We start from the raw sequence: 20,870 nt of genomic DNA on the forward strand, positions 1-20,870 counted from the left end.
ACGCATCTTGGGAGGACATGAATGGACCGTCTTTGGACGAAGAGCTACCCGAACGGTGTACCCGCGGAAGTTGATATTGATCAATATACGTCGCTGATTGACCTGCTCGAAGAGAGTTTCGAAAAGTACGCGAACGACAAAGCCTACATTCTGATGGACAAGGCGCTCACCTATGGTGATCTGGACCGGATGTCGCGCGCGGTTGGGGCCTATCTGCAAGGTCTTGGCCTCGAAAAAGGCGACCGCGTCGCGATCATGATGCCCAATGTGCTGCAATATCCTGTTGTCCTGGCAGGGATCCTGCGGGCCGGGTTCATCGCCGTGAACGTGAACCCCCTATACACCCCCCGCGAACTTGAGCATCAGTTGAAGGATTCAGGGGCCAAGGCGATCTTTATCATCGAGAACTTTGCGGAAACGCTGGACAAGGTCATCGCTAACACGCCCATCGAACATACGTTTGTCACTGGTGTCGGTGACCTTCTTGGTTTCCCAAAGGGATTGGTCACAAACTTCGTCGTCCGCAAGGTACGAAAGGCGGTGCCAGCCTATTCTCTTCCCGGCCATGTAAAACTTAGTAAAGTTTTGTCCAGAGGGGCGAGCATGACCATGACGCGGCCCCAGGTGACCGCCGATGATGTCGCAGTGTTGCAATACACCGGCGGCACTACGGGACTGTCCAAGGGCGCCACGCTGCTGCACCGGACTGTGATCGCGAACCTTCTGTCGTCTGAGGCCTGGATGCAGCCGGGGCTGGCCCGCAGACCTATCGAGGGGCAGCTGACGTTCATCTGCGCCCTGCCCCTTTATCATGTCTTTGCCTTCATTTCCTGCGCGCTGTTGTCGATGCGCGCGGGTGGCGTGAACGTTTTGATCCCGAACCCGCGCGATATGAAAGCCACCATCGCCGAAATCGGCAAATACCGCTTTCACATCTTTCCTGGTGTGAACACGCTGTTCAACGGAATGACCAACCACTCCGACTTTCCAAATCTGGATTTCGATCAGCTGCGCATTTCCATCGGTGGCGGCATGGCCGTGCAGGAAGCAGTCGCCAAGAAATGGCTCAAGATCACCGGTTGCCCAATCTGCGAGGGGTACGGTCTGTCTGAAACGTCGTCGGCTGTCACCAGCAACCCGACCGATACGGATGCCTATTCGGGTACCATCGGCATGCCGATGCCCAATGTTGATATCAAGATCCTTGATGACGACGGCAGCCCTGTTCCGCAGGGCGAACGCGGTGAGATTGCCATTCATGGCCCGCAGGTCATGTCAGGCTATTGGCAGCGTCCCGACGCCACCGAAGAGGTGATGACACCTGACGGTTTTTTCAAATCCGGCGATATCGGCGTCATGGACGAACGCGGATACATCCGTATCGTGGACCGCAAGAAAGACATGATCCTTGTGTCAGGCTTTAACGTCTACCCCAATGAGATTGAGGCGGTAGCGGTCGGATGCGAAGGTGTGGATGAGGCGGCCTGCGTGGGCGTTCCCGACAAGAACAGCGGCGAAGCGGTCATGCTTTTTGTCACCCGAAACGATCCTCATTTGACCGAGGCAATGGTGCGCAAGTTCTGCACCACGGAACTTACCGGTTACAAGAAACCTCGGCACATCCGCTTTGTCGATGAGATGCCAAAGACCAACGTAGGCAAGATCCTGCGACGCGAACTGCGCGATGCCGCCGTCGCGGAAATGAAATCCTGAGAAAGAGACCGAAATGGCTGACCTTACGTTTGAAAAGATGACCACCATGGTGGGCGAAAAACTCGGCACTTCGAGCTGGCAAACCGTGACGCAGGAAGCGGTCAATGAGTTTGCTAATTGCACCGGCGACCGCCAATGGATCCACATCGATGTGGAACGCGCCAAGAAAGAAAGCCCCTTTGGTGGGCCAGTTGCGCATGGCTATCTGACCCTGTCGATGCTGTCGGCGATGGCGATGGAAATCGGCGTTGTGCCAAAGGGCACCGCAGCGGCGCTTAACTACGGCTTGGACAAGGTCCGCTTTCTGGCACCTGTCCCGGTTGGTGCCAAAGTGCGCCTGCAGTCAACGCTGAAAGGCTTTGATCGCAAGGACAACGGGCAATATCTTATGAAATCCGAGAATACGATTGAAATCGAAGGCGCAGATAAGCCCGCACTTATCGCGGAAAGCCTCGCTATTCTGGTCCCCGGACCAGATGCGTAATTTAGTGAACGGAGGGCGACCATGAGCGACGATAAACCCAAGATGTCCAAGAACGCGCGCGATATCGCCGAGAATGCCTCGGAAAACACGCTGGCGCTGAATCCCCTTGTGAGCATGCGGGTCGAGGATATGTTCGGCGCAGGCACCAATCTGGCGCGCGCCATGGCGTCACAGCCGCAGGCGATGATGAACCAGTGGATGTCACTGGCCAACGACATGACCAAGATCATGACCCAATCATCTGAGATTGAGCCGGATCGCAAGGACCGCCGCTTTGCCGACGCCGGCTGGAGCAAAAACCCCTTCTCAAAAGGCGTGATGCAGGGCTACCTGTCCTGGGCCGATACCGTGACCAAGTCGGTCGAGGAACTGGATCTGCCCGACAAGGATGCCGCCCGTGCCCGGCTGATCACTTCCATCTTCGTTGACACGATGGCGCCTTCAAACAACTTCTTCGTCAACCCGGCGGCGATGAAGACCTTCTTTGAAACCGGCGGTCAAAGTGCCGTGAGCGGTCTGAAGAACCTGATCACGGACATGACAGAGAATGACGGTCTGCCATCCTCTGTCGATACCTCCAAATTCAAGGTAGGCGAAAATCTTGCCGTGACGCCCGGCAATGTGGTCTTCCGCAATGAAGTGATCGAACTGATCCACTACACCGCCACTACCGACAAGGTGCATCCGCGCCCGTTGCTAGTGGTGCCGCCACAGATCAACAAATATTATTCAATCGACATGGCGCCCGGCAAAAGCATGATTGAATTCCTGCTGAGCCAGGGCATCCAGCCCTACTGCATCAGCTGGCGCAATCCGACCAAGGAAATGCGCGACTGGGATATGACCACTTATATCGAGGCGCTGGACGAGGCCTGCGACGCCGCGCTTGAGATCACCGGATCGGACAGCGTGAACATCATGGGCTCGTGCTCGGGCGGGATCACCCTGTCAACCTATGCCGGCTGGCTGGCGGCACAGGACAAGTCGGAAAAGATCAACTCGGTCATTCTGGCGGTCTGTGTGCTGGATACCATGGCTTCCACCGACAATGACATGGCCGCATTGGTCACGCCCGAAACAGTGAAGGCGGCGAAACTGGCGTCAAGCAGCCGTGGAGTTCTGGACGGACAGGACATGGCCAAGATGTTCGCCTGGATGCGCCCGAATGATCTGATCTGGAACTACTGGGTCAACAATTACCTTCTGGGCAACGCACCGCCTGCGTTTGATGTGCTGTACTGGAATGCCGATACGACCCGCCTTCCCGCCGGATTGCATGGTGATTTTCTCGACATGATCTATACCAATCCGTTCCTGAACCCCGGGGAAATGGTTATCGGCGGGCACGAGATCGACATGACCAAGGTGAACTACGACACCTATGTAATTGCCGGGACGACCGATCACATCACACCGTGGAAAGCGGTCTACGAAACCGCGCGCCTATATGGGGATGACACGCAGTTTATCCTGTCCAACTCAGGTCACCTGCAAAGCTTGCTGAACCCGCCCGGCAACCCGAAGGCATGGTTTATGAAGGGCCCCGCCAAACAGGCCGACCCCGAAGAATGGGCCGAAAAAGCCGACAAACACGAAGGCAGCTGGTGGCTGGACTGGGGCGAAATGCTCAAGAAAAAGTCAGGCAAAGCCGTCGCGGCGCCCAAAAAGCCGGGCAGCAAGAAAAACCCGCCCCTGGGTCCGGCACCGGGTACCTATGTCTTTGAACCCTAAACCAATCAAGAAACAGAGCAGGAAACAGCAGGCATGAGCACGGATACAATGGACGACGACACCCTTCATTTGCCCAAGGGCGTCCGCGTTGAGACGCTTGACGTGCGCGGTCAGCGTCTGCGGGTCGCCATCAAGGACGGCGACACATCCAAACCGCCCTTGCTGATGTTCAACGGGATCGGTGCCAATCTGGAACTTGGGTTTCCATTTCTGACCGCGCTCAAAGGTCGTCGTGCGATCTTGTTCGATGTGCCCGGTGTCGGCGGCTCCCCGATGCCCGGTTTACCTTACCGTCCCTCCACGCTTGCGCGACTGTCCAAACACCTGCTTGAGATGCTTGAAATCGATCGGGTCGATGTCTCCGGCGTGTCGTGGGGTGGTGGGCTGGCCCAACAGTTCGCCAAGCAATATCCAAAGATTTGCCGCCGTCTGGTCCTTGTGTCCACTTCGTCTGGATGGACGATGGTACCCGGGAAGCCAAGCGTGCTGTCAAAAATGTCCAGCATCAAGCGCTACACCGATAAGGGTTATATGCGGTCGATTGCGGCCGAGATTTACGGCGGTGCATTCCGGCGCGACGACACCCTGATTAACGCTCACGCGGCTGGCATGCGCCCTTCGTCCAACGCGGGTTATATGCTGCAACTTCTGGCAATGACCGGATGGACAAGCGTTCCATGGCTTTGGTTGCTCAAACAGCCGACTCTTGTGGTATCCGGCACCGATGATCCGCTGATTCCGGTTGCCAATGCACGTCTCTTGGCACATCTCATTCCAAAAGCACGGCTTGAATTGATTGACGATGGGCATCTGTTTATCGTGACCGACCCAAGTGGCACCGCCAAACTGGTCGGCGATTTTCTGGATGATGATTCGGTCTGACAGACTCGGCAAATTTGACTTGAGCGCTACAGAAACGAAAATTCTTTATGCGAATGCCCGATTTTCGGGGCTTTCGCATTCGTATTAACAAACGGCAAATAATTTGGAATATTTCTTAAAGTTCCGTTAAGATTCGATCCAATTTGTCCATATTTTTCAAATCGCTGTTTCATCGTTTTTTTAGAAAAAGTGTCGTGGTAAGACCTTGCGATTATGGCGATTTCACAAAACCAGTCTCAATTGTCGTTTCGACATCCAGTTTCTCCACGCTATTCCGACGACGCGAGCGAAATACATTACGGTGCCGTTCTTCTGACGATTTGGCGCGGTAAATGGCTTATCGCCATTCTCTCTCTCCTATTTGCGGTGGCAGGTGGGTACTACGCAAATGTACTGGCGACACCGCTCTATCGCGCGACGGCTGTTGTCATTCTCCAAACCCAGCAAGACCAAATTGTTGATCTGCAAAGCGTCGCGGCGGGAATGACCGGAGACTCAACTGAAGTAAATTCAGAGTTGGAGGTACTGCGATCCAGGGGGCTGCTGGGTAAAGTTGTTGATCAGCTTGAGCTTGTCAAAGACCCGGAATTCAATGCATCCCTACGGCCGCCGCACCTTGGTGAGCAGGCAGTCGGATGGATCAAATCGGCGGTTGGTTTGCCTGTCGGGACTGACACCGTCGACGCGCCGCTCCCAAGCACTATCCAGCAACGTGCAGATGTTGTCTCATCAGTCCTTGAAAAGATGTCTGTCAGCAATGTCCGCAATAGTCTGGTGTTCAACATCAGCATCAGCACCCAATCGCCGTGGAAATCAGCCGAAATCGCAGACACGATTGCACAACTCTACATACGCGATCAAATCGACGTAAAATATGAGGCAACAGAACAGGCAACCCGCTGGCTGACCGGGCGGGTCGCTGAACTGCGGACGGCCTTGGAAGTTGCGGAAAGGAAAATATCTGACTTCAGCGCCGCAACGCAATTGATTTCCCCCGAGGGTCTTCAATCGCTCGAACGGCAGATCAAACATCTGCGTGACAGGATCAGGGCTTCTAAAAAAATTAACGCCGCGCTCATTGCACAACTGACCCTGGCAGAGCAGGCCCCAAGCAGGAGCGCCAAAGCGGCAGCACTGGATGACGGCCAACTTTCACAGTTGCTGTCCGGCCTAGAGAACGGCACGGCCAGTGCTGCGGCATTTGATGCGTGGGCCGACAGGATCGTCCGACAGATCCGCTTAGATATCGCCGAAAGCGACGCACAGTGGCAGGCGCTGACCGCTTCGGCGCAAACCCTCAATCAGCAGATCGCCCAACAGGGTGAGGATCTTATCTCGTTGCAGCAGCTTTCCCGTGAGGCTGAGGCAACCAGGTCGCTTTACGAGCACTTCCTCCTTCGGCTGAAGGAAACTTCTGTTCAGCAGGGTATTCAAAAGGCTGACGGACGCGTGCTCTCACATGCTGTTGTGCCTTTCAGTCCGTTTTTCCCTCGAAAAACCCATATCATGACGCTGGCTTTGATCCTCGGCGCGATCGTGGGCGCGGGCATAGTGCTGCTGCGCGAAATGCGCAATGACAGCCTGCGCACGGCAAGCGATCTTGAGGCTGAGACCGGCCATGTCGTTCTGGGCCAGATCCCTTTGTTGCCAGGCACCGCACGCAAGAATGTCCTGAACTACCTCTCTGATAAACCTGCCTCGGAAGCAGCCGAAGCGGTCCGCAATTTACGCACCTCTTTGATGCTGCCCCATGTCAGGACCCCACCTCAGGTCATCGTTTCGACATCTGCCTTGCCCGGCGAAGGCAAAACGACAACGGCGCTTGCGCTGGCGCATAATCTGCTTGGGCTGGGCAAGAAGGTTCTGTTGATAGATGGGGATATGCGTCGCAGTACGTTGCAACAGTCGTTTTCTGACTTGCCAGGTGGCGGTATCTTGTCCGTCCTCAGTGGCGCGCAAACGTTGCAACAAGCGGTGCATCGCAGCCCGGATTTCGGCGCCGATATTTTGGCGGGCGGAAATGACTGTCATTCAGCAGCGGATCATTTTGCCTCGGAACCCTTCGAAGATCTGATTGCGGAGGCAAGAGCCACCTACGATGCCGTCATCATCGACACGCCCCCCGTATTGGCCGTCCCCGACGCCCGGATCATCGCGGAGCAGTCAGATGCCATCATCTTTACTGTGCGTTGGGACAGCACCGGAAAACAACAGATCGAAGAGGCGATACGGCTCTTTCGCCATTCAAATCAGCGGATTACCGGAATGGTTTTGAACCAGATCAATCCCAAGGGCATGAAACGCTATGGGTACCGCGGCAAATTCGACGCCTATAGATCGTGCGGAACAGCCTACTACGCAAACTAGGATCCTTGCTCGTTACTGGCATGCTCCTTGGCCCGAAAGACGCATGGGAACTCAGCCTCCCAGGCAATCTGCCGACCCAGTCAGAATCGCGTGATGCCGAGAAGACTGCATTGGTGGACTGCAACAGCACCTGTTGGTCCAGAATTGCCATACAGGCCACCCAAGACTTGGCTAAGTCATTGATCAGGATGTATTCAGTGGTGAGCCGTGCAGGGTTCGAACCTGCGACCCACTGATTAAAAGTCAGTTGCTCTACCAACTGAGCTAACGGCCCACTAGACGCGGTTCTTAGAAACCTGCGCCGGGGGGGTCAAGCCCTTAAAGCGGATATTTCGAACCGCCTGCTGGATAAGTCGCATAAGCGGCGTTATATGCGCCGAATGAACGATCTGCGCGATACAGGTTTGCCCATCATGAAGATGCATGGGCTGGGCAACGATTTTGTCGTTGTCGACGCGCGTATGCACGATCGTAAGATCACGCCCGCGATGGCCAGGGGGATCGGGCATCGCCATTTCGGCGTCGGATTTGATCAGCTTGCCGTCATCACGAAGGGGGCAGGCGATGCGCATCTGACGTTTTACAACGCAGATGGGTCTCTATCGGCAGCATGCGGCAATGCAACGCGCTGTGTCGCGCGTTACCTTCTGGACGAGACGGGCAAGACATCGCTGCATCTGACCACGGCACGCGGCGATCTTGCCGCAGCAGAGGTCGGCAACGGCCTGACAGCCGTGAACATGGGCCAGCCACAGCTTGACTGGCGCGACATCCCGCTTGCCCGCGAGATGGACACGCTTGAACTGCCCATGGAGGGTGCGCCGACGGCGACGGGCATGGGCAACCCGCATTGCACCTTCTTCGTTGACGACGTTGACGTCGTGGATCTTGCCGCCTTTGGATCCCGGATGGAACATCATCCCCTGTATCCCGAACGCACGAACGTTCAGGTCGCTCAGATTGTAGGCCCCGACCATATCCGTATGCGGGTCTGGGAGCGCGGCGTGGGCATCACCTTGGCCTCAGGTTCGTCATCCTGCGCGACTGCTGTGGCAGCAGCACGGCGGGGGCTCACAGGGCATGACGTTAGCGTTGATCTGGACGGCGGCACACTGCAAGTCGCGTGGCGCAACGACGGTGTCTGGATGACCGGCCCGACGATGCACGTGATGGACGGCACGCTGACCGCGCAGTTTCTGGACAGTTTGACATGAACGCGCCGATCTTCTCCAACCACGGCTGCCGGCTGAACGCGTATGAGGTCGAGGCGATGAAGGATCTTGCCGGTCAGGCCGGGCTTCGGAACGCCGTGGTGGTCAACACCTGCGCAGTGACGGCAGAGGCTGTGCGCAAGGCACGGCAGGATATTCGCAAACTGCGTAAATCCCACCCTGATGCGCGGCTGGTCGTGACCGGCTGCGCAGCCCAAACCGAGCCGGACACCTTTGCCGCCATGGAAGAGGTCGACGCTGTCATTGGGAACACCGAAAAGATGCAGCCGGGCACATGGACCGAACTGGCGGCTGATTTCATCGGTGAAACTGAAATGGTTCAGGTGGATGACATCATGTCTGTCACCGAAACCGCCGGGCATCTGATCGATGGTTTTGGCACCCGGTCCCGGGCCTATGTGCAGGTCCAGAACGGATGCGATCACCGCTGCACATTCTGCATCATCCCGTACGGCCGGGGCAATTCGCGATCAGTACCCGCGGGCGTTGTGGTGGACCAGATCAAGCGGCTGGTCGACAAGGGTTTCAACGAGGTTGTGTTGACAGGCGTGGACCTCACCTCGTGGGGCGCTGACCTTCCGGCCACGCCCAAGCTTGGTGATCTGGTGATGCGCATCCTGCGGCTGGTGCCTGACCTGCCCCGACTGCGCATTTCCTCAATCGATTCGATTGAGGTGGACGAAAATCTGATGGCTGCCATCGCCACAGAGCCGCGCCTGATGCCCCATCTGCATCTAAGCCTGCAGCATGGCGATGACATGATCCTCAAGCGCATGAAACGGCGGCATCTGCGCGACGATGCCATTGCGTTCTGCACCCAGGCGCGGCGCCTGCGCCCTGATATGACGTTTGGCGCAGATATCATCGCCGGTTTCCCAACGGAAACCGATGGCATGTTCACCAACTCGCTGGCGCTGGTGACAGAGTGCGATCTTACCTGGCTGCATGTCTTTCCCTATTCTGCGAGGCCTGGAACGCCTGCCGCCCGCATGCCCGCCGTGGATGGCCGCGTGATCAAGGAACGCGCCGCACAGCTTAGGATGGCCGGTCAGGCGCAGGTCGCGACACACCTGAACGCTCAGATCGGGCGATCTCACCAAATACTCATGGAAAGCCCGACCATGGGGCGGACTTCACAATTTGCAGAAGTACATTTTGACATCCCTCAACCTGAAGGGCAGATTGTAACAGCGGTCATTTCCCGCGCGGACGAAAAAGCTCTTTACGCCTGCTCTATATAACCCATCCTATACCCTTGATTTGTTAAGTGTTTGCACGCAACACAGGATGGACATGATAGAGAACTTCCCCACCAACTCCGAAGCGTTTCAAGGAGCGTCTGACGCGCTGAAGGACATGATGGCGTCTTTGGCCGTTGAAACTCATCTTGAGAAGGGTGAGGTGCTGTTCGAGTACGGCGATATCGGAGATACCTTCTATGCAGTGCTGTCCGGCACATTGGAATTCAGCGTCATCGCCAGCGACGGGCGCAAACTGTCGCTCGATGTGATGCATGAAGGGGCGCTTTTCGGCGAAATTTCCCTGTTTGATCCCGGACCGCGGACGGCGACCGTCACGGCGCTGAAGCCGACGCGCATTCAGGGCATCAGAAACGCTGACTTCCTGCAGGCATTGGAACGCACTCCGGAACTTGCGATCGAAATGCTCCAGCTGGCAGGCAGGCGCATGCGCTGGATGAGTTATCAATTGACGGTGCAGGTTTTCCTGCCGCTTCCACCGCGGCTGGCGCGCAAATTGCTGCACCTTTGTGACCATCTGGACGACAGGCAGCCAGTGCTCAAACACTCACAGGCGGAACTTGCTGAGTTCATTGGCGCAAGCCGCGAGGCCGTGTCAAAAACCCTGTCCCAATGGAACAAGGACAAGATCGTTGCCTTGTCCCGGGGTGGGCTAAAATTGTTGGATAAAGACGCTTTGACCGAAATCTCGGAAATAACGAATATTTAATAGACACTTATCAAGTCTACTTCGAAAAAGTTAATGGCTATGTGATCCAGTTCACAGACCTGTCGCAAAACTCATGGCACAGTCGTGGTCATAGTAAACATGCTGCCTTGGTACTCAGGTTTCCTTATTTTTCGGATAACTTCTTGGCAGTTCTAGGAACCTCTCGGGGTTGGGTTGCAGGGACAGCAGCTAAGCTGCAGGTCACTGTCTAAGGTCCGGATTACCGGATAGCCCGCTCCGATATTACGTATCTCCCCTCGTTATGGGATGCTCCATTCATTCAGGAGACACCATAGCGAACAAAAAGACCCTCCCGGTTTCTTCCTGCCGGGAGGGTCATTTTTTTGTGCTGGCCGGGGACAGGCCGCTTTGGCGGATCAGTCTTTCGCTTTGTGCTTGATCGGTGCCCAAAGCCGTTTGTTTGTCAGATACAGCAACACCGACAACAGTGTCAGCAAAAGCACTCCGGCAAAGCCAGCCTGCTTGCGCGCGCCAAGCTTGGGTTCAGCCGTCCACATCAAAAAGGCCGAGACGTCCTCGGACAGGTGGTGCAGGTCATTCGCGTGGCCATCAGCATATTCCACCAGTTCATCGGAAAGTGGCGGTGCCATGGAAATCCAGCCGCCGGGCATGACGGTGTTTTCGTAAAGGATCGTGCCCGCCTCTTCTTTCTCTTCACCAGTATAGCCGGTCAGCAGCGCGGTGATGTACTCTGGCCCGCCCATGCCTTTGAGAAACTGGTTGATGCCCAAACCGTACGGGCCGTGAAAGCCCGCGCGCTTTTTGGCCATCAAAGACAGGTCCGGTGCATTCTCGAGGTTCGACTCGGGAAAATGATCTACGGGCGTTGCCGCGCGGAAATCATCCAACTCCGGGTCAAAAACCTCGTACTGCTCTGCATAGGCCCGCATCTGATCGTCTGGCAGCTGTGGGCCGCTGTCATCGGCCAGCGTGCGGAAGGCTACGTACTTCAGACCGTGACAGGCCGCACAGACTTCGGTGTAAACCTGCAGGCCGCGCTGCAACTGGTTCACGTCATAGGCACCGAACGGGCCATCAAACGAAAAGTCGACGTTTTCAACGTGGCCCTCTGAGGCACCGGCGGCATAAGCGCCCGTGCCCATGCCAAGTGCCAACGTCGCGGAAAGGATTGTTTTGATCATGATCTTCATATCCCTTACTCCGCCGGGTTCGCGATGGTTTTTGTACCACCGACATTTTCGGCATAGTGCGCCTCAAAGTCTTCTTCGATGGTCGCTGGTTGTGGCAGCGGTTTCTCGATCACGCCCAGAAGCGGCATGATGACGAGGAAGTAGGCAAACCAATAGGTCGTCGCGATCAGCGATAGGCTTGCATAGGGCTCTTCAGCAGGCATCGCTCCAAGCCACATCAGGGCAAAGAAATCGAACACCAGCAGCCAGAACCACCATTTGAACATCGGACGGTAACGGCCGGAACGCACGCTGGAGGTATCAAGCCATGGCACCAGCGCCATGACGACGATCGCCGCAAACATCGCCAGAACACCAAAGAATTTGGCGTCGATGATGCCCCCGGTGACGAAGGAGGCGATCTGCACCACCCAGACTTCAGAGGTGAACGCACGCAAGATCGCGTAGAACGGCAGGAAGTACCATTCGGGCACGATATGCGCAGGCGTCGCCAGCGCGTTTGCCTCGATATAGTTATCGGGGTGACCCAGATAGTTCGGCATAAATCCGACGACCGCAAAGAACACCGCGAGGATCACCGCGAGGGCAAATAGGTCTTTGATGACGAAATACGGCCAGAAGGGCAGCGTGTCTTTCTCTGCTTCTTCCTTGCTTCCCCGGCGCACTTCAACGCCTGTCGGGTTGTTGTTGCCTGTGGTGTGGAAGGCCCAGACGTGCACAATCACCAGTCCAGCAATCACGAAGGGCAGCAGGTAATGCAGGCTGAAGAAACGGTTCAGCGTGGCATTATCGACCGCAGGCCCGCCCAAAAGCAGTGTTTGCAGGCTTTCACCGATAAACGGAACCGCACCAAAGAGGCCCGTGATCACAGTCGCACCCCAGAAAGACATCTGCCCCCATGGCAGCACGTAGCCCATAAAGCCGGTGGCCATCATCAACAGATAGATCAGCATCCCGATGATCCACGTGATCTCACGCGGGGCTTTGTAGGAGCCGTAGTAGAGACCACGGAAAATGTGTGCGTAAACCGCCACAAAGAACAGCGAAGCGCCATTCATGTGAAGATACCGCAGCATATAGCCACCGTTCACGTTGCGCATGATGTGCTCAACAGACGCAAAGGCGTTGTCCACATGCGGCGTGTAATGCATCGCCAGCACAACGCCGGTCACGATCTGCAAAACAAGGCAGAAAACAAGAACAATGCCCCAGATCCACATCCAGTTCAGGTTCTTTGGCGTGGGGATCATCAGTGTGTCATAAAGCAGCCCGACGATCGGCAGGCGGCGGTTCAGCCACTTTTCACCGTCAGTCTTTGGCTCGTAATGGTCGTGCGGAATTCCACCCATGTGCTTGCTCCCTTAACCCAGTTGGATCGTGGACTCGTCCACGAATTCGGCGACAGGCACCGGCAGATTTGTGGGCGCGGGGCCCTTACGGATGCGGCCTGCGGTATCGTAGTGCGATCCGTGGCACGGGCAGAACCAGCCGTCAAAATCGCCTGCATCACCCAAAGGCACACAGCCCAGATGCGTGCACACGCCGATCATGACCAGCCATTCGCCTGCTTCATCCAATGTGCGGTTTTCGTCCGTCGCGGGGGATCCATTTGGCAGGTTACCGTTTTCCGACCCCGGATCAGGCAATTCGCTTAGCTCAACCGCGCGGGCCGCGTCGATCTCTTCCTGGGTACGACGGCGGATAAACACCGGTTTGCCAAGCCATTTTACGGTCAACTGTGTTCCCGGCTCTACACCTGAGACATCGACACGAATGGATGACAGGGCCAGCACGTCCGCTGAGGGGTTCATCTGGTTGACCAGCGGCCAGACGGCAGCACCAGTCGCCACGACACCCGCACCAGCGGTCGCGTAATAGAGGAAATCTCTCCGGTTTCCTGCGTGATCTTCGGCTTGGGACACGGGTTCACTCCACTTCTTGGCCGCGTATCGGGCCATCGGATATTTTCGCGGCGCGCACGCACGCCACTCTTGTTTCAGCGCTATCTAGCCCGATGCGCCCCGCCCGTCCAGATGTCAAAGACGCGCAGGGGGGCCACAAAGGGCCTCAATTCGTCGATGCCCGGTGTGAAATCAGGGATTGGTCAGACCTCCGGGGGCTTTGTGGCCTGCATGGAGGGGCGCGATTCGAATTTTCCGTGCCATTCTGCAAGAGCAGTGTTCCCGGTTTGCCATTGTCGCGCGCCATGCCGGAAATTGGCATAAGACAAGGCACAGGCGACAGAGATCTGCGCCATATCAAGCGGCCCGTGCAGATGGCTCATCCAGCGGCTGTTGATCACACCAATAGCCCGGCTGGCCTTTTCCCACTGCGCCTCGATCCACTTCGGCGATTGCTCGTTTTCCGGTCGAAGGCGCATCTCATAGGACATCGACACGGTGCTATCCATGATGCCATCGCCGGTCGCCTCCAACACCAGTGTTTCCCATTTGCGCCCGCCCTGAGGGTACAGACCGCCTTGATAGGTTTCATTCAGAAAGGTCGAAATCACCCGGCTGTCATAAAGGGTGATACCATCGTCACGCTGCAACGCGGGGATTTTGCCCAGCGGGTTGGTGGCAACCAGCGCGTCATCGGACTGAAACGCAGTGGTCTGCACCTCGTGCAGTTCAACCGCATCGGTCTTGCCAAGCTCATGCAGCATGACATGGATTTTGCGCACATACGGCGACATGGGCGAATGGATAAGTTTCATGCGACGGCGTCCTTTCAAGGTCCTTTGGACTATCGCGATCTGAAATGTCCGATGCAACCATAACCACGCAGTGCGCTCCGGCGCGATTGGTCACAGGTCGCTACTTGGCGCCACCGGCGCCCAGCATTTGGGCCGCAATCACATCAGTCTCACTGCCAAACCCATAGGCCGCCGCGTGTTGCGCCGCCCTCACGCGGACCTCGTCGGGCTTGTTCTGGCTCAGCTTCCAGGTCCCATCAACGCCGGTGATCCGCATCCGGTAGGGCACGATCATGCGCATCATCTTTTCCATGACATCCGGCGTCATCTTGGCTGTGGTCCAGGGGGATTTCGGCTCCAACCGGGTTTCATAAAAGGCAGACTGGCGGTCCAGCAGAGGGCGCAGGTCGTCCTGCGGCAGACGCTCCAGCAAACCATCAAGATGGACTGCGACGTAGTTCCACGTGGGCACCTGATCTGGCACCTCGTACCAATCGGGCGATACATACGTGTCCCCGCCAGAAACGGCGATCCTGGCAGGCAAAGGGTTACGACATGCCCGCGAAATCGGGTTCGACCGCACCAGATGCAACTCTGCCACGTCGCCTGCCGTATTCAGCAGAAACGGCACATGGCTCAGCATCGGCATCTGAGCCCCGTTCACGGCCAGCACACCAAAGCCACGCTCACGCGCGAAATCAAGGTTTCGGGTGGCTTGCGCGTCATGAAAGATGGGGTTGGGGTGCATCACGTTATCCTTTGCGGGGGCGCCATTTTGCTATTGCAGAAACTGCCGGGGATTGGCAACGTCAGATCATTCTCAGGGCGGGGCGAAATTCCCCACCGGCGGTAAGTGGGCCCAGTTCCACAAGCCCGCGAGCGGCCTCAGTGATCAGTCCAGTGAGGTGCCAGCAGATCCGGTGAAATACCGGAGCCGACGGTCATAGTCCGGATGAAAGAGAATGCAGGTAGCCTGCCCCTTATACGGGCAGGCAGACCTGTGATCGCCTTGGGTGGACATGTGTGACCTAAAGGAGATCAGAAATGACACACAAAGCTTCCGCCCGCTTCGCCTTTGTCAAAGCACAATGGCATGCGGATATCGTTGACCGCGCCCTTGAAGGGTTCGCCTCGGTCGTTCCGATAGATCAAATCGACGTCGTTGACGTGCCGGGCGCGTTCGAGATGCCCCTGATGGCGCAAAGACTTGCCCGGACAGGGCGCTATGATGCTGTGATCTGTGCTGCATTTGTGGTCGATGGCGGCATCTACCGACATGACTTTGTTGCCAGCGCTGTGGTCGACGGGCTGATGCGCGTAGGGCTGGACACCAACGTGCCTGTGCTGTCGGTCTCACTGACACCACATCACTATCAGGAAACAGACCACCACAACGCCATCTATCGCGCGCATTTCGTCACCAAGGGCGAAGAAGCGGCCAAGGCCGTGCTCGGGATTGCAACTACCAACGCAATGGCCGCCTGACAGGGAAAATTTCTTGCAAGAAATTTGCAAGACTTTTCAAAAGTCTTGTCACCCGGCGCCAAGGTATTCCCTTAACGCCGGCGGCGGGTTGTCCATCAGCGCCGCTGCCGGTTCGGGCGCATGGGCACGACCCTCCGCGACAAAAATCACCTGATCCGCGATCCGGCGCACATCTTCAGGTGCATGGGTAACCATGATCAGTCCAGCCCTAGTTTCGGCAACCAAATCCTGCACCAGATCAAGCATCTCTGCCCTGAGGGCCGGACCCAGCGCCGCAAAGGGTTCATCCAGCAGCACCCATTCACGTGCCTGTACGAGAACCCGCGCCAGGGCGGCACGGCTTTGCTGACCACCCGACAGGGCCCCAGGCCGTTTGTCCGCCTGATCCAGCAAACCCACCCGCTGCAAAGCGTCATTAACCTTGTCCAGATCGCGCTTACTGACTTTCAGGTCAGGGCGCAGGCCCAGCCCCACATTCTGCGCAACAGTCAGATGCGGGAAAAGATTGTTGTCCTGAAACAGCATCGTCATCGGCCGGGCACCGGGCGCCGCCTGCGTGATATCATCCTCGTTCCAGATCAGCCGACCGGTGGCCAAGGGCACAAACCCGCATAACGCATTCAACAGCGTCGACTTGCCCGCGCCTGAGGGGCCGATCACGGCGTACTTCTGACCCCGCTCTAGTGCGATGTCTGCAGACATCGCAAAACGACCTTGCTTCACCTGTGCGTTTTCAAGCCTCAGCATCTCCGCGCCCTCCTTTGTCGCACAACCAGAACACCCCCAATGCCAGAACCAACAGCAAAAGCGCGGCACCCGCTGCCGCGTCCATCTGGTAAGAGCCCATCAAGCGATACATCTGCAACGGCAATGTCACCCGCTCCTGATCTGCAAAAAGCGTGATGACCCCAAGATCGCCGATGCTCAGCGCCGCCGTCAGGCCGGTTGCGAACCCCAATTGGCCCCGCATGCGCGGCAGGATCACAATACGCCACAGCGGCCACCCGGTGACCCCCAATGTCTGCGCCAGCCGCCCGTAATCCTGCACCGTCTCGCGCAGTCGCGGCACGATAATCCGCAGACAGAACGGCAAGGCCATCATCGCATTGACCAGCGCGGTCACGGGCAAGGCCACATCGGCCGGATTGATCACCGGATTGACCAGGATGAACCAGCCTGTGCCGATCATGAGCGGTGAGGCAGACAATCCAAGAAGCCCAATTGCTTCTACCCCGCCTGCACGCCGGGTCGCGATCCAGCCCGCCATCGGCAGCGCCAACGCAAGAAGAACACCAACGCTGATCACGGCGACAAAAACCGACATGCCCGCGGCCTGCCAGACTGAGACCGGCAGCAGCGGCAAACCGTTCACCCCGCGCCAGACAACCGCAGCCAAGGGAAGCAACAGGAAAGCGGCGGCCAAGGCAATCACCCCCGCATCCATCGCCCTTTGCAAGCCGCGCCTTGCATCCCAACGCTGCACCGGGCGGTCCAAGCCGCCCCCGATGCTGACCTGCGGTATGATCCACAACGCCACCACCGCTGCACCGCCCGCCACTATCAGTTGGACTACCGACAAAAGCGCCGCGCGACTGAGATCGAAATCGAACCTGAACGCCTGATATATTGCCAGTTCAATCGTCGTCGCGCGCGGGCCACCCCCAAGGGTTAGAGCCACGGCAAAACTCGTCAGGCAAATGACAAAGATCAGTGCCGCGATCCCCGGCACCACCTGCCGCAACATCGGCCATTCCAGCGTGCGAAAGGTCGCGCGCGGCGTCAGGCGCAACTGGGCAGCCAGACGAAACCGCTCTGCCGGGATACTGTGCCAACCCTGCAGTATCAGCCGCGTGGCGAGAGGTAGATTGAAAAATACATGCGCCAGCACGACACCATGCAGCCCGTAAATGGAAAGCGTTGGCAAGCCCAGCGCGTCCAACCCCTGATTGACCCAGCCACCGCGACCAAAGACCGTCAACAGGCCCAGCACAGCCACAATGACCGGCAGAATGAACGGCGCCCCCAGCAGCGTCACCAGCAGCCCGCGCCCCGGAAACCGTCGCCGTGCAAGGGCACGCGCCACCGGGATCGCCAATACCGTAGATATCAGGGCCGACAGAAACGCCTGCCAGACCGTAAACCGGATCGCCGCCCAATCGGCGCGCCCCAGGCCGCTGCCCACTTCGGCACGCGACAGCACCGCGAGCAGCGCACCAAGGATCAGCACCACGACCAGAGCCGCGGCGCCGATCCCCGTTTTCGAACTTAGCGAGACAGCGCGGCCAGCCACTCTTCCAGCGCCTCGTCCCGGATGGCAGGCACCAACGCGCTGTCGACAAGCCGGGCCTTCTCTGGCTTGACCAGCGCCTCGAAACCTTCCGGCAAACCACCCGACGGCATCACCGCAGGATACATCCAGTTGGTTGTCGGCAGGATCGATTGCGCCGCATCGCTGACCATGAAGTTAAGGAAATCCGCTGCCAGCTCCGGTTGATCAGATCCGGCAAGACGCCCGGCGACCTCAATCTGCATGTAATGACCTTCGTCAAACACGGCGGCTGCCTTGCTGTCATCCTCTTCGGCAATGATGTGATAGGCCGGTGAGGTGGTATAGCTCAGCACCATGTCGGCCTCGCCCTCCAGAAACAGGCCATAGGCCTCGGACCAGCCTTTTGTCACTGTGACGATATTGTCCGCCAGGCCTGCCCAGATGCTCTCTGCCTCATCGCCATAGGCATCCTTGACCCACATCAGCAGCCCCAGGCCAGGGGTCGAGGATCGCGGGTCCTGAATGACGATCTTGAGGTCGCTCGCTGCCAGCGCCTTGAAGGTGGCCGGCGGGGTCAGATCGGTGTTGTGCACAAAGGCAAAGTACCCCCAGTCGTAGGGCGCAAAAGTGCTGTCCGTCCATTCGATGGGCAGTGCATAATCTGCACTGACCTGTGTTTCGGTGAAAAGCCCTGTGTCCTTGGCCGCCGCGATGAGGCTGGTATCCAGCCCCAAAACAACGTCAGCCTCAGATCGGGCGCCTTCCAGCTTGAGCCGTGCCAGCAGGGCCGCGCCATCGCCCATGCCGACAAACTTCAGATCACAGCCGCAGGTTTCCTCGAACGCCGCTTCGATCTGGGGTCCGGGGCCCCATTCAGCGACGAAGCTGTCGTAGGTATAGACCGTAAGTTCTGGTGTCTCAGCGTAGGCCGCTGACGGCGGGGCGGTTTGGGCAATCAAAAAAGTTGCCGCGCCAAGTGCAAGATACTTCATCGCATCCTCCTTTAGCGGCGAAAGGGAAAAAGGATGGATGGGTGTCCGACCTTCCCTCCGCCGGTGTTAACCGGTTCAGGTTCGACGGGTCAGCTTTCGCTATCTCAGCACAGGATGTGCCCCCCGAGGTGGGTATTGACCTAAGCGGTGGGCGGTGGATTGGCAAGGAGAAAGCGGGCGGGAAGGACGACATCCCTTAACGGCGCGGTCGGTGGTTTTCGGGATTGGTCTGCAACTCAGAGGTTAACGCCTGTGTGGCTGGGGTTTTTGGCATCGGTATAACGTCGGTATCACGTCGGTATTGCGTCGGTATTCAGGCGGTGAAGGTCGCGGTTAACAGGGCGTGCGGTGAGGAAGGTTAAGAAGCGTTAGGAACCGGCCATCTGCGCTGCTTGTCGGGTGATGTCTGGTGCGCCTGGGCTTGGGGTGGGCGGAGGTAATTTGGATCTGCTGCGGTGCGGAAGACGGCGGATTTGAGCCCAACTTGCCCAATGCTGCGCGGCGCATGAATGTCCGGTTCTGGTTTCTGGCGCGATGGTCAGGCGACGAGGCCTAGTTCCTTGTCGGTGGCTGTTCCCGCATATTTCTCCCTTGGGGGCATGGGTCTTGATTGCCATGGCGGCTCCAAGGCGAAGCTTGAAACGCTGCGCCCGTCTGGCAAAGCACCATTTCCTGCCCCTAGCGCATAGTCGTAGTAGAGTTTGACGATCTCTTCCTCGGTCACCTGCTTCGTTGCGGGATGTGCAATGCATGCGTCACGCCACGCACGAACGCGGTCATAGTCTTGGCCCTCAGGAAGTTTGAACCCTTCATAGTAGTCAAGAAACCAAAACCGCTTGAACATGGGGGTGAAGACAGCCTCCGCCAGACCGTAGTCCTCGAACAGGTAGGGACCAGCCGGGTTCTGATGACCAAGAAAATCATTGATGTCCCGATACAGCCCCAACATCTTGTCCAGATGCGCGTCCCGCTGCGCAGGGTCCTGGTTCATGACAAAGAGATAACCTGCCATAGTGAACGCGCCTTCGCGGGCAATCAGCATCGACTCAATGGCGTGTTCGACCGGATCGCGCCGACGCAACTGGCCCCCTGGTAACACCTCGTCGAGATAGCGCAGGATGACGAGGCTTTCCTTCAGAATACACCCGTCACTGGTTTCCAGCACCGGCAAGGCGGTGGTGCCTCTGGTCTTGGCCAGTAAATCCGGGTCGCGTGGCTTGGTGATGTCAACAACTCGAAATTCTACGGCATCCGTCAGGTCCCGCAGAGCCAGCAGGATTTCGAGGCGTTGTGAAAAAGGGCAAACGGGGATGTGATAAACGATGTGTTTTTGGCTCATGTGATCAGTCCAGCGGGGGGCCGGTGAAGGCCATGTTGTGCCGCGTGGCACTTTCCTCGATGGCTGGCATGTCCTCGGGGATCCGGAATTGACCGGCAGCCATGTCGGCAAAGAAGCTCTCGAACCCGCCGGGGGTCAGGATCAAGAGATGGCGGCAAGGACCGTCGTTGGTTACTTTGAAGGTATGTTCTTTGCCTCGCGGGATGAAGACACTTTCGCCGACGCCTGCGGTAAACTCCTCGCCTTCCAGCCAGAACTTGCAGGTCCCTGTTAGAATTACGAAAGTCTCGTCTTCATTCTGATGCACATGGCGCGGGGGGCCGCTACCTGCAGGCGACCAACTATCCACAATGGACATAGAGCCGCCTGTCTGTTCGGGGCTCAGGATGGTTTTATATTGGACACCGAGCCACTCGATGGCTCCGTCGATTTGGTCAAGGTCTTTCATCGTTTCTTTCCCGTGGTATTGGATTGAAACGAAAGCGCTTTCATTGACAGGTGACAATAACACGATCAACCTATCAGTCAAAACGTAAAGTCT

At 57.5% G+C, this 20,870-nt stretch carries 19 protein-coding genes, 1 tRNA gene and 2 riboswitches; of the genes, 9 read left to right on the plus strand and 11 right to left on the minus strand.

Annotated features, from left to right (window positions below):
- Positions 1 to 21: 21 nt before the first annotated feature.
- From H9Q16_RS13650 to H9Q16_RS13670, 5 genes are all read left to right on the plus strand, one after another.
- Complete coding sequence (locus tag H9Q16_RS13650) at positions 22 to 1,713, plus strand: long-chain-fatty-acid--CoA ligase (RefSeq protein ID WP_191075980.1); 1,692 nt, start codon at positions 22 to 24, stop codon at positions 1,711 to 1,713.
- Positions 1,714 to 1,726: 13 nt separating this feature from the next.
- Entirely contained in the window at positions 1,727 to 2,197 is a 471-nt protein-coding gene (locus tag H9Q16_RS13655; RefSeq protein WP_191075981.1) for a MaoC family dehydratase, read from the plus strand.
- 21 nt (positions 2,198 to 2,218) lie between these two features.
- Positions 2,219 to 3,928 carry an alpha/beta fold hydrolase gene (locus tag H9Q16_RS13660; RefSeq protein ID WP_216859419.1) on the plus strand — a complete coding sequence of 570 codons (1,710 nt, stop codon included), beginning with the start codon at positions 2,219 to 2,221 and terminating at the stop codon, positions 3,926 to 3,928.
- A 33-nt stretch (positions 3,929 to 3,961) separates the two neighbouring features.
- A complete protein-coding gene (gene phaZ, locus H9Q16_RS13665) occupies positions 3,962 to 4,810 on the plus strand; it encodes a poly(3-hydroxyalkanoate) depolymerase (RefSeq protein ID WP_191075982.1) in 849 nt (282 codons plus the stop codon).
- A gap of 213 nt (positions 4,811 to 5,023) precedes the next feature.
- Complete coding sequence (locus H9Q16_RS13670) at positions 5,024 to 7,177, plus strand: polysaccharide biosynthesis tyrosine autokinase (RefSeq protein ID WP_191075983.1); 2,154 nt, start codon at positions 5,024 to 5,026, stop codon at positions 7,175 to 7,177.
- A 198-nt stretch (positions 7,178 to 7,375) separates the two neighbouring features.
- Here the strand turns inward: H9Q16_RS13670 and H9Q16_RS13675 are convergent.
- A tRNA-Lys gene (locus H9Q16_RS13675) sits at positions 7,376 to 7,451 on the minus strand.
- Positions 7,452 to 7,557: 106 nt separating this feature from the next.
- Here H9Q16_RS13675 and dapF point away from each other — a divergent pair.
- Genes dapF through H9Q16_RS13690 form a run of 3 tightly spaced genes read left to right on the plus strand, consistent with a single transcriptional unit; the run spans position 7,558 to position 10,377 of the window.
- Positions 7,558 to 8,391 (plus strand): diaminopimelate epimerase, encoded by an 834-nt coding sequence (gene dapF, locus H9Q16_RS13680; protein ID WP_246455745.1) that lies wholly within the window; start codon positions 7,558 to 7,560, stop codon positions 8,389 to 8,391.
- Entirely contained in the window at positions 8,388 to 9,650 is a 1,263-nt protein-coding gene (gene mtaB / locus H9Q16_RS13685; protein ID WP_191075984.1) for a tRNA (N(6)-L-threonylcarbamoyladenosine(37)-C(2))-methylthiotransferase MtaB, read from the plus strand. The genes dapF and mtaB overlap by 4 nt, the downstream gene beginning before the upstream one ends.
- Before the next feature lie 52 nt (positions 9,651 to 9,702).
- Positions 9,703 to 10,377, plus strand: coding sequence for a Crp/Fnr family transcriptional regulator (locus H9Q16_RS13690; RefSeq protein ID WP_191076801.1), 675 nt, complete (start codon positions 9,703 to 9,705; stop codon positions 10,375 to 10,377).
- A gap of 377 nt (positions 10,378 to 10,754) precedes the next feature.
- On the opposite strand, the gene H9Q16_RS13695 is transcribed toward H9Q16_RS13690, so the two are convergent.
- The 5 genes from H9Q16_RS13695 to H9Q16_RS13715 form a co-directional block, all read right to left on the minus strand.
- Positions 10,755 to 11,540: a cytochrome c1 gene (locus H9Q16_RS13695; protein WP_191075985.1), complete on the minus strand. Its 786-nt coding sequence runs from the start codon at positions 11,538 to 11,540 to the stop codon at positions 10,755 to 10,757.
- A 14-nt stretch (positions 11,541 to 11,554) separates the two neighbouring features.
- Entirely contained in the window at positions 11,555 to 12,898 is a 1,344-nt protein-coding gene (gene petB, locus H9Q16_RS13700; protein WP_191075986.1) for a cytochrome b, read from the minus strand.
- Between the two features lie 12 nt (positions 12,899 to 12,910).
- A complete protein-coding gene (gene petA / locus H9Q16_RS13705) occupies positions 12,911 to 13,471 on the minus strand; it encodes a ubiquinol-cytochrome c reductase iron-sulfur subunit (protein ID WP_191075987.1) in 561 nt (186 codons plus the stop codon).
- Positions 13,472 to 13,653: 182 nt separating this feature from the next.
- Positions 13,654 to 14,265, minus strand: a complete 612-nt coding sequence (locus H9Q16_RS13710) for a glutathione S-transferase (RefSeq protein WP_191075988.1) — start codon at positions 14,263 to 14,265, stop codon at positions 13,654 to 13,656.
- 100 nt (positions 14,266 to 14,365) lie between these two features.
- Positions 14,366 to 14,992 carry an FMN-binding negative transcriptional regulator gene (locus tag H9Q16_RS13715; RefSeq protein ID WP_191075989.1) on the minus strand — a complete coding sequence of 209 codons (627 nt, stop codon included), beginning with the start codon at positions 14,990 to 14,992 and terminating at the stop codon, positions 14,366 to 14,368.
- A gap of 64 nt (positions 14,993 to 15,056) precedes the next feature.
- Positions 15,057 to 15,212: riboswitch (FMN riboswitch) on the plus strand.
- A 76-nt stretch (positions 15,213 to 15,288) separates the two neighbouring features.
- On the opposite strand from H9Q16_RS13715, the gene H9Q16_RS13720 reads away from it, so the two are divergent.
- On the plus strand, positions 15,289 to 15,729 hold the full coding sequence (locus H9Q16_RS13720) for a 6,7-dimethyl-8-ribityllumazine synthase (protein ID WP_191075990.1): 441 nt from the start codon (positions 15,289 to 15,291) through the stop codon (positions 15,727 to 15,729).
- A 48-nt stretch (positions 15,730 to 15,777) separates the two neighbouring features.
- Here the strand turns inward: H9Q16_RS13720 and H9Q16_RS13725 are convergent, their stop codons facing one another.
- The 5 genes from H9Q16_RS13725 to H9Q16_RS13745 all read right to left on the minus strand — a co-directional run bounded on the left by H9Q16_RS13725 (position 15,778) and on the right by H9Q16_RS13745 (position 20,777).
- Positions 15,778 to 16,476 (minus strand): thiamine ABC transporter ATP-binding protein, encoded by a 699-nt coding sequence (locus tag H9Q16_RS13725; RefSeq protein ID WP_191075991.1) that lies wholly within the window; start codon positions 16,474 to 16,476, stop codon positions 15,778 to 15,780.
- A complete protein-coding gene (locus tag H9Q16_RS13730) occupies positions 16,463 to 18,019 on the minus strand; it encodes an ABC transporter permease family protein (protein WP_191075992.1) in 1,557 nt (518 codons plus the stop codon). Before H9Q16_RS13730 ends, H9Q16_RS13725 begins: the two co-directional genes overlap by 14 nt.
- On the minus strand, positions 17,995 to 18,990 hold the full coding sequence (gene thiB, locus H9Q16_RS13735; protein ID WP_191075993.1) for a thiamine ABC transporter substrate binding subunit: 996 nt from the start codon (positions 18,988 to 18,990) through the stop codon (positions 17,995 to 17,997). Before thiB ends, H9Q16_RS13730 begins: the two co-directional genes overlap by 25 nt.
- A 35-nt stretch (positions 18,991 to 19,025) precedes the next feature.
- Positions 19,026 to 19,126, minus strand: a riboswitch (TPP riboswitch).
- A 402-nt stretch (positions 19,127 to 19,528) separates the two neighbouring features.
- Positions 19,529 to 20,329 carry a glutathione S-transferase family protein gene (locus H9Q16_RS13740; RefSeq protein ID WP_191075994.1) on the minus strand — a complete coding sequence of 267 codons (801 nt, stop codon included), beginning with the start codon at positions 20,327 to 20,329 and terminating at the stop codon, positions 19,529 to 19,531.
- A gap of 4 nt (positions 20,330 to 20,333) precedes the next feature.
- Positions 20,334 to 20,777 (minus strand): cupin domain-containing protein, encoded by a 444-nt coding sequence (locus H9Q16_RS13745; RefSeq protein WP_191075995.1) that lies wholly within the window; start codon positions 20,775 to 20,777, stop codon positions 20,334 to 20,336.
- Positions 20,778 to 20,870 lie beyond the last annotated feature (93 nt).

Origin of the sequence: Sulfitobacter aestuariivivens (assembly GCF_014763045.1) — a bacterium.
GTDB lineage: Bacteria > Pseudomonadota > Alphaproteobacteria > Rhodobacterales > Rhodobacteraceae > Sulfitobacter > Sulfitobacter aestuariivivens.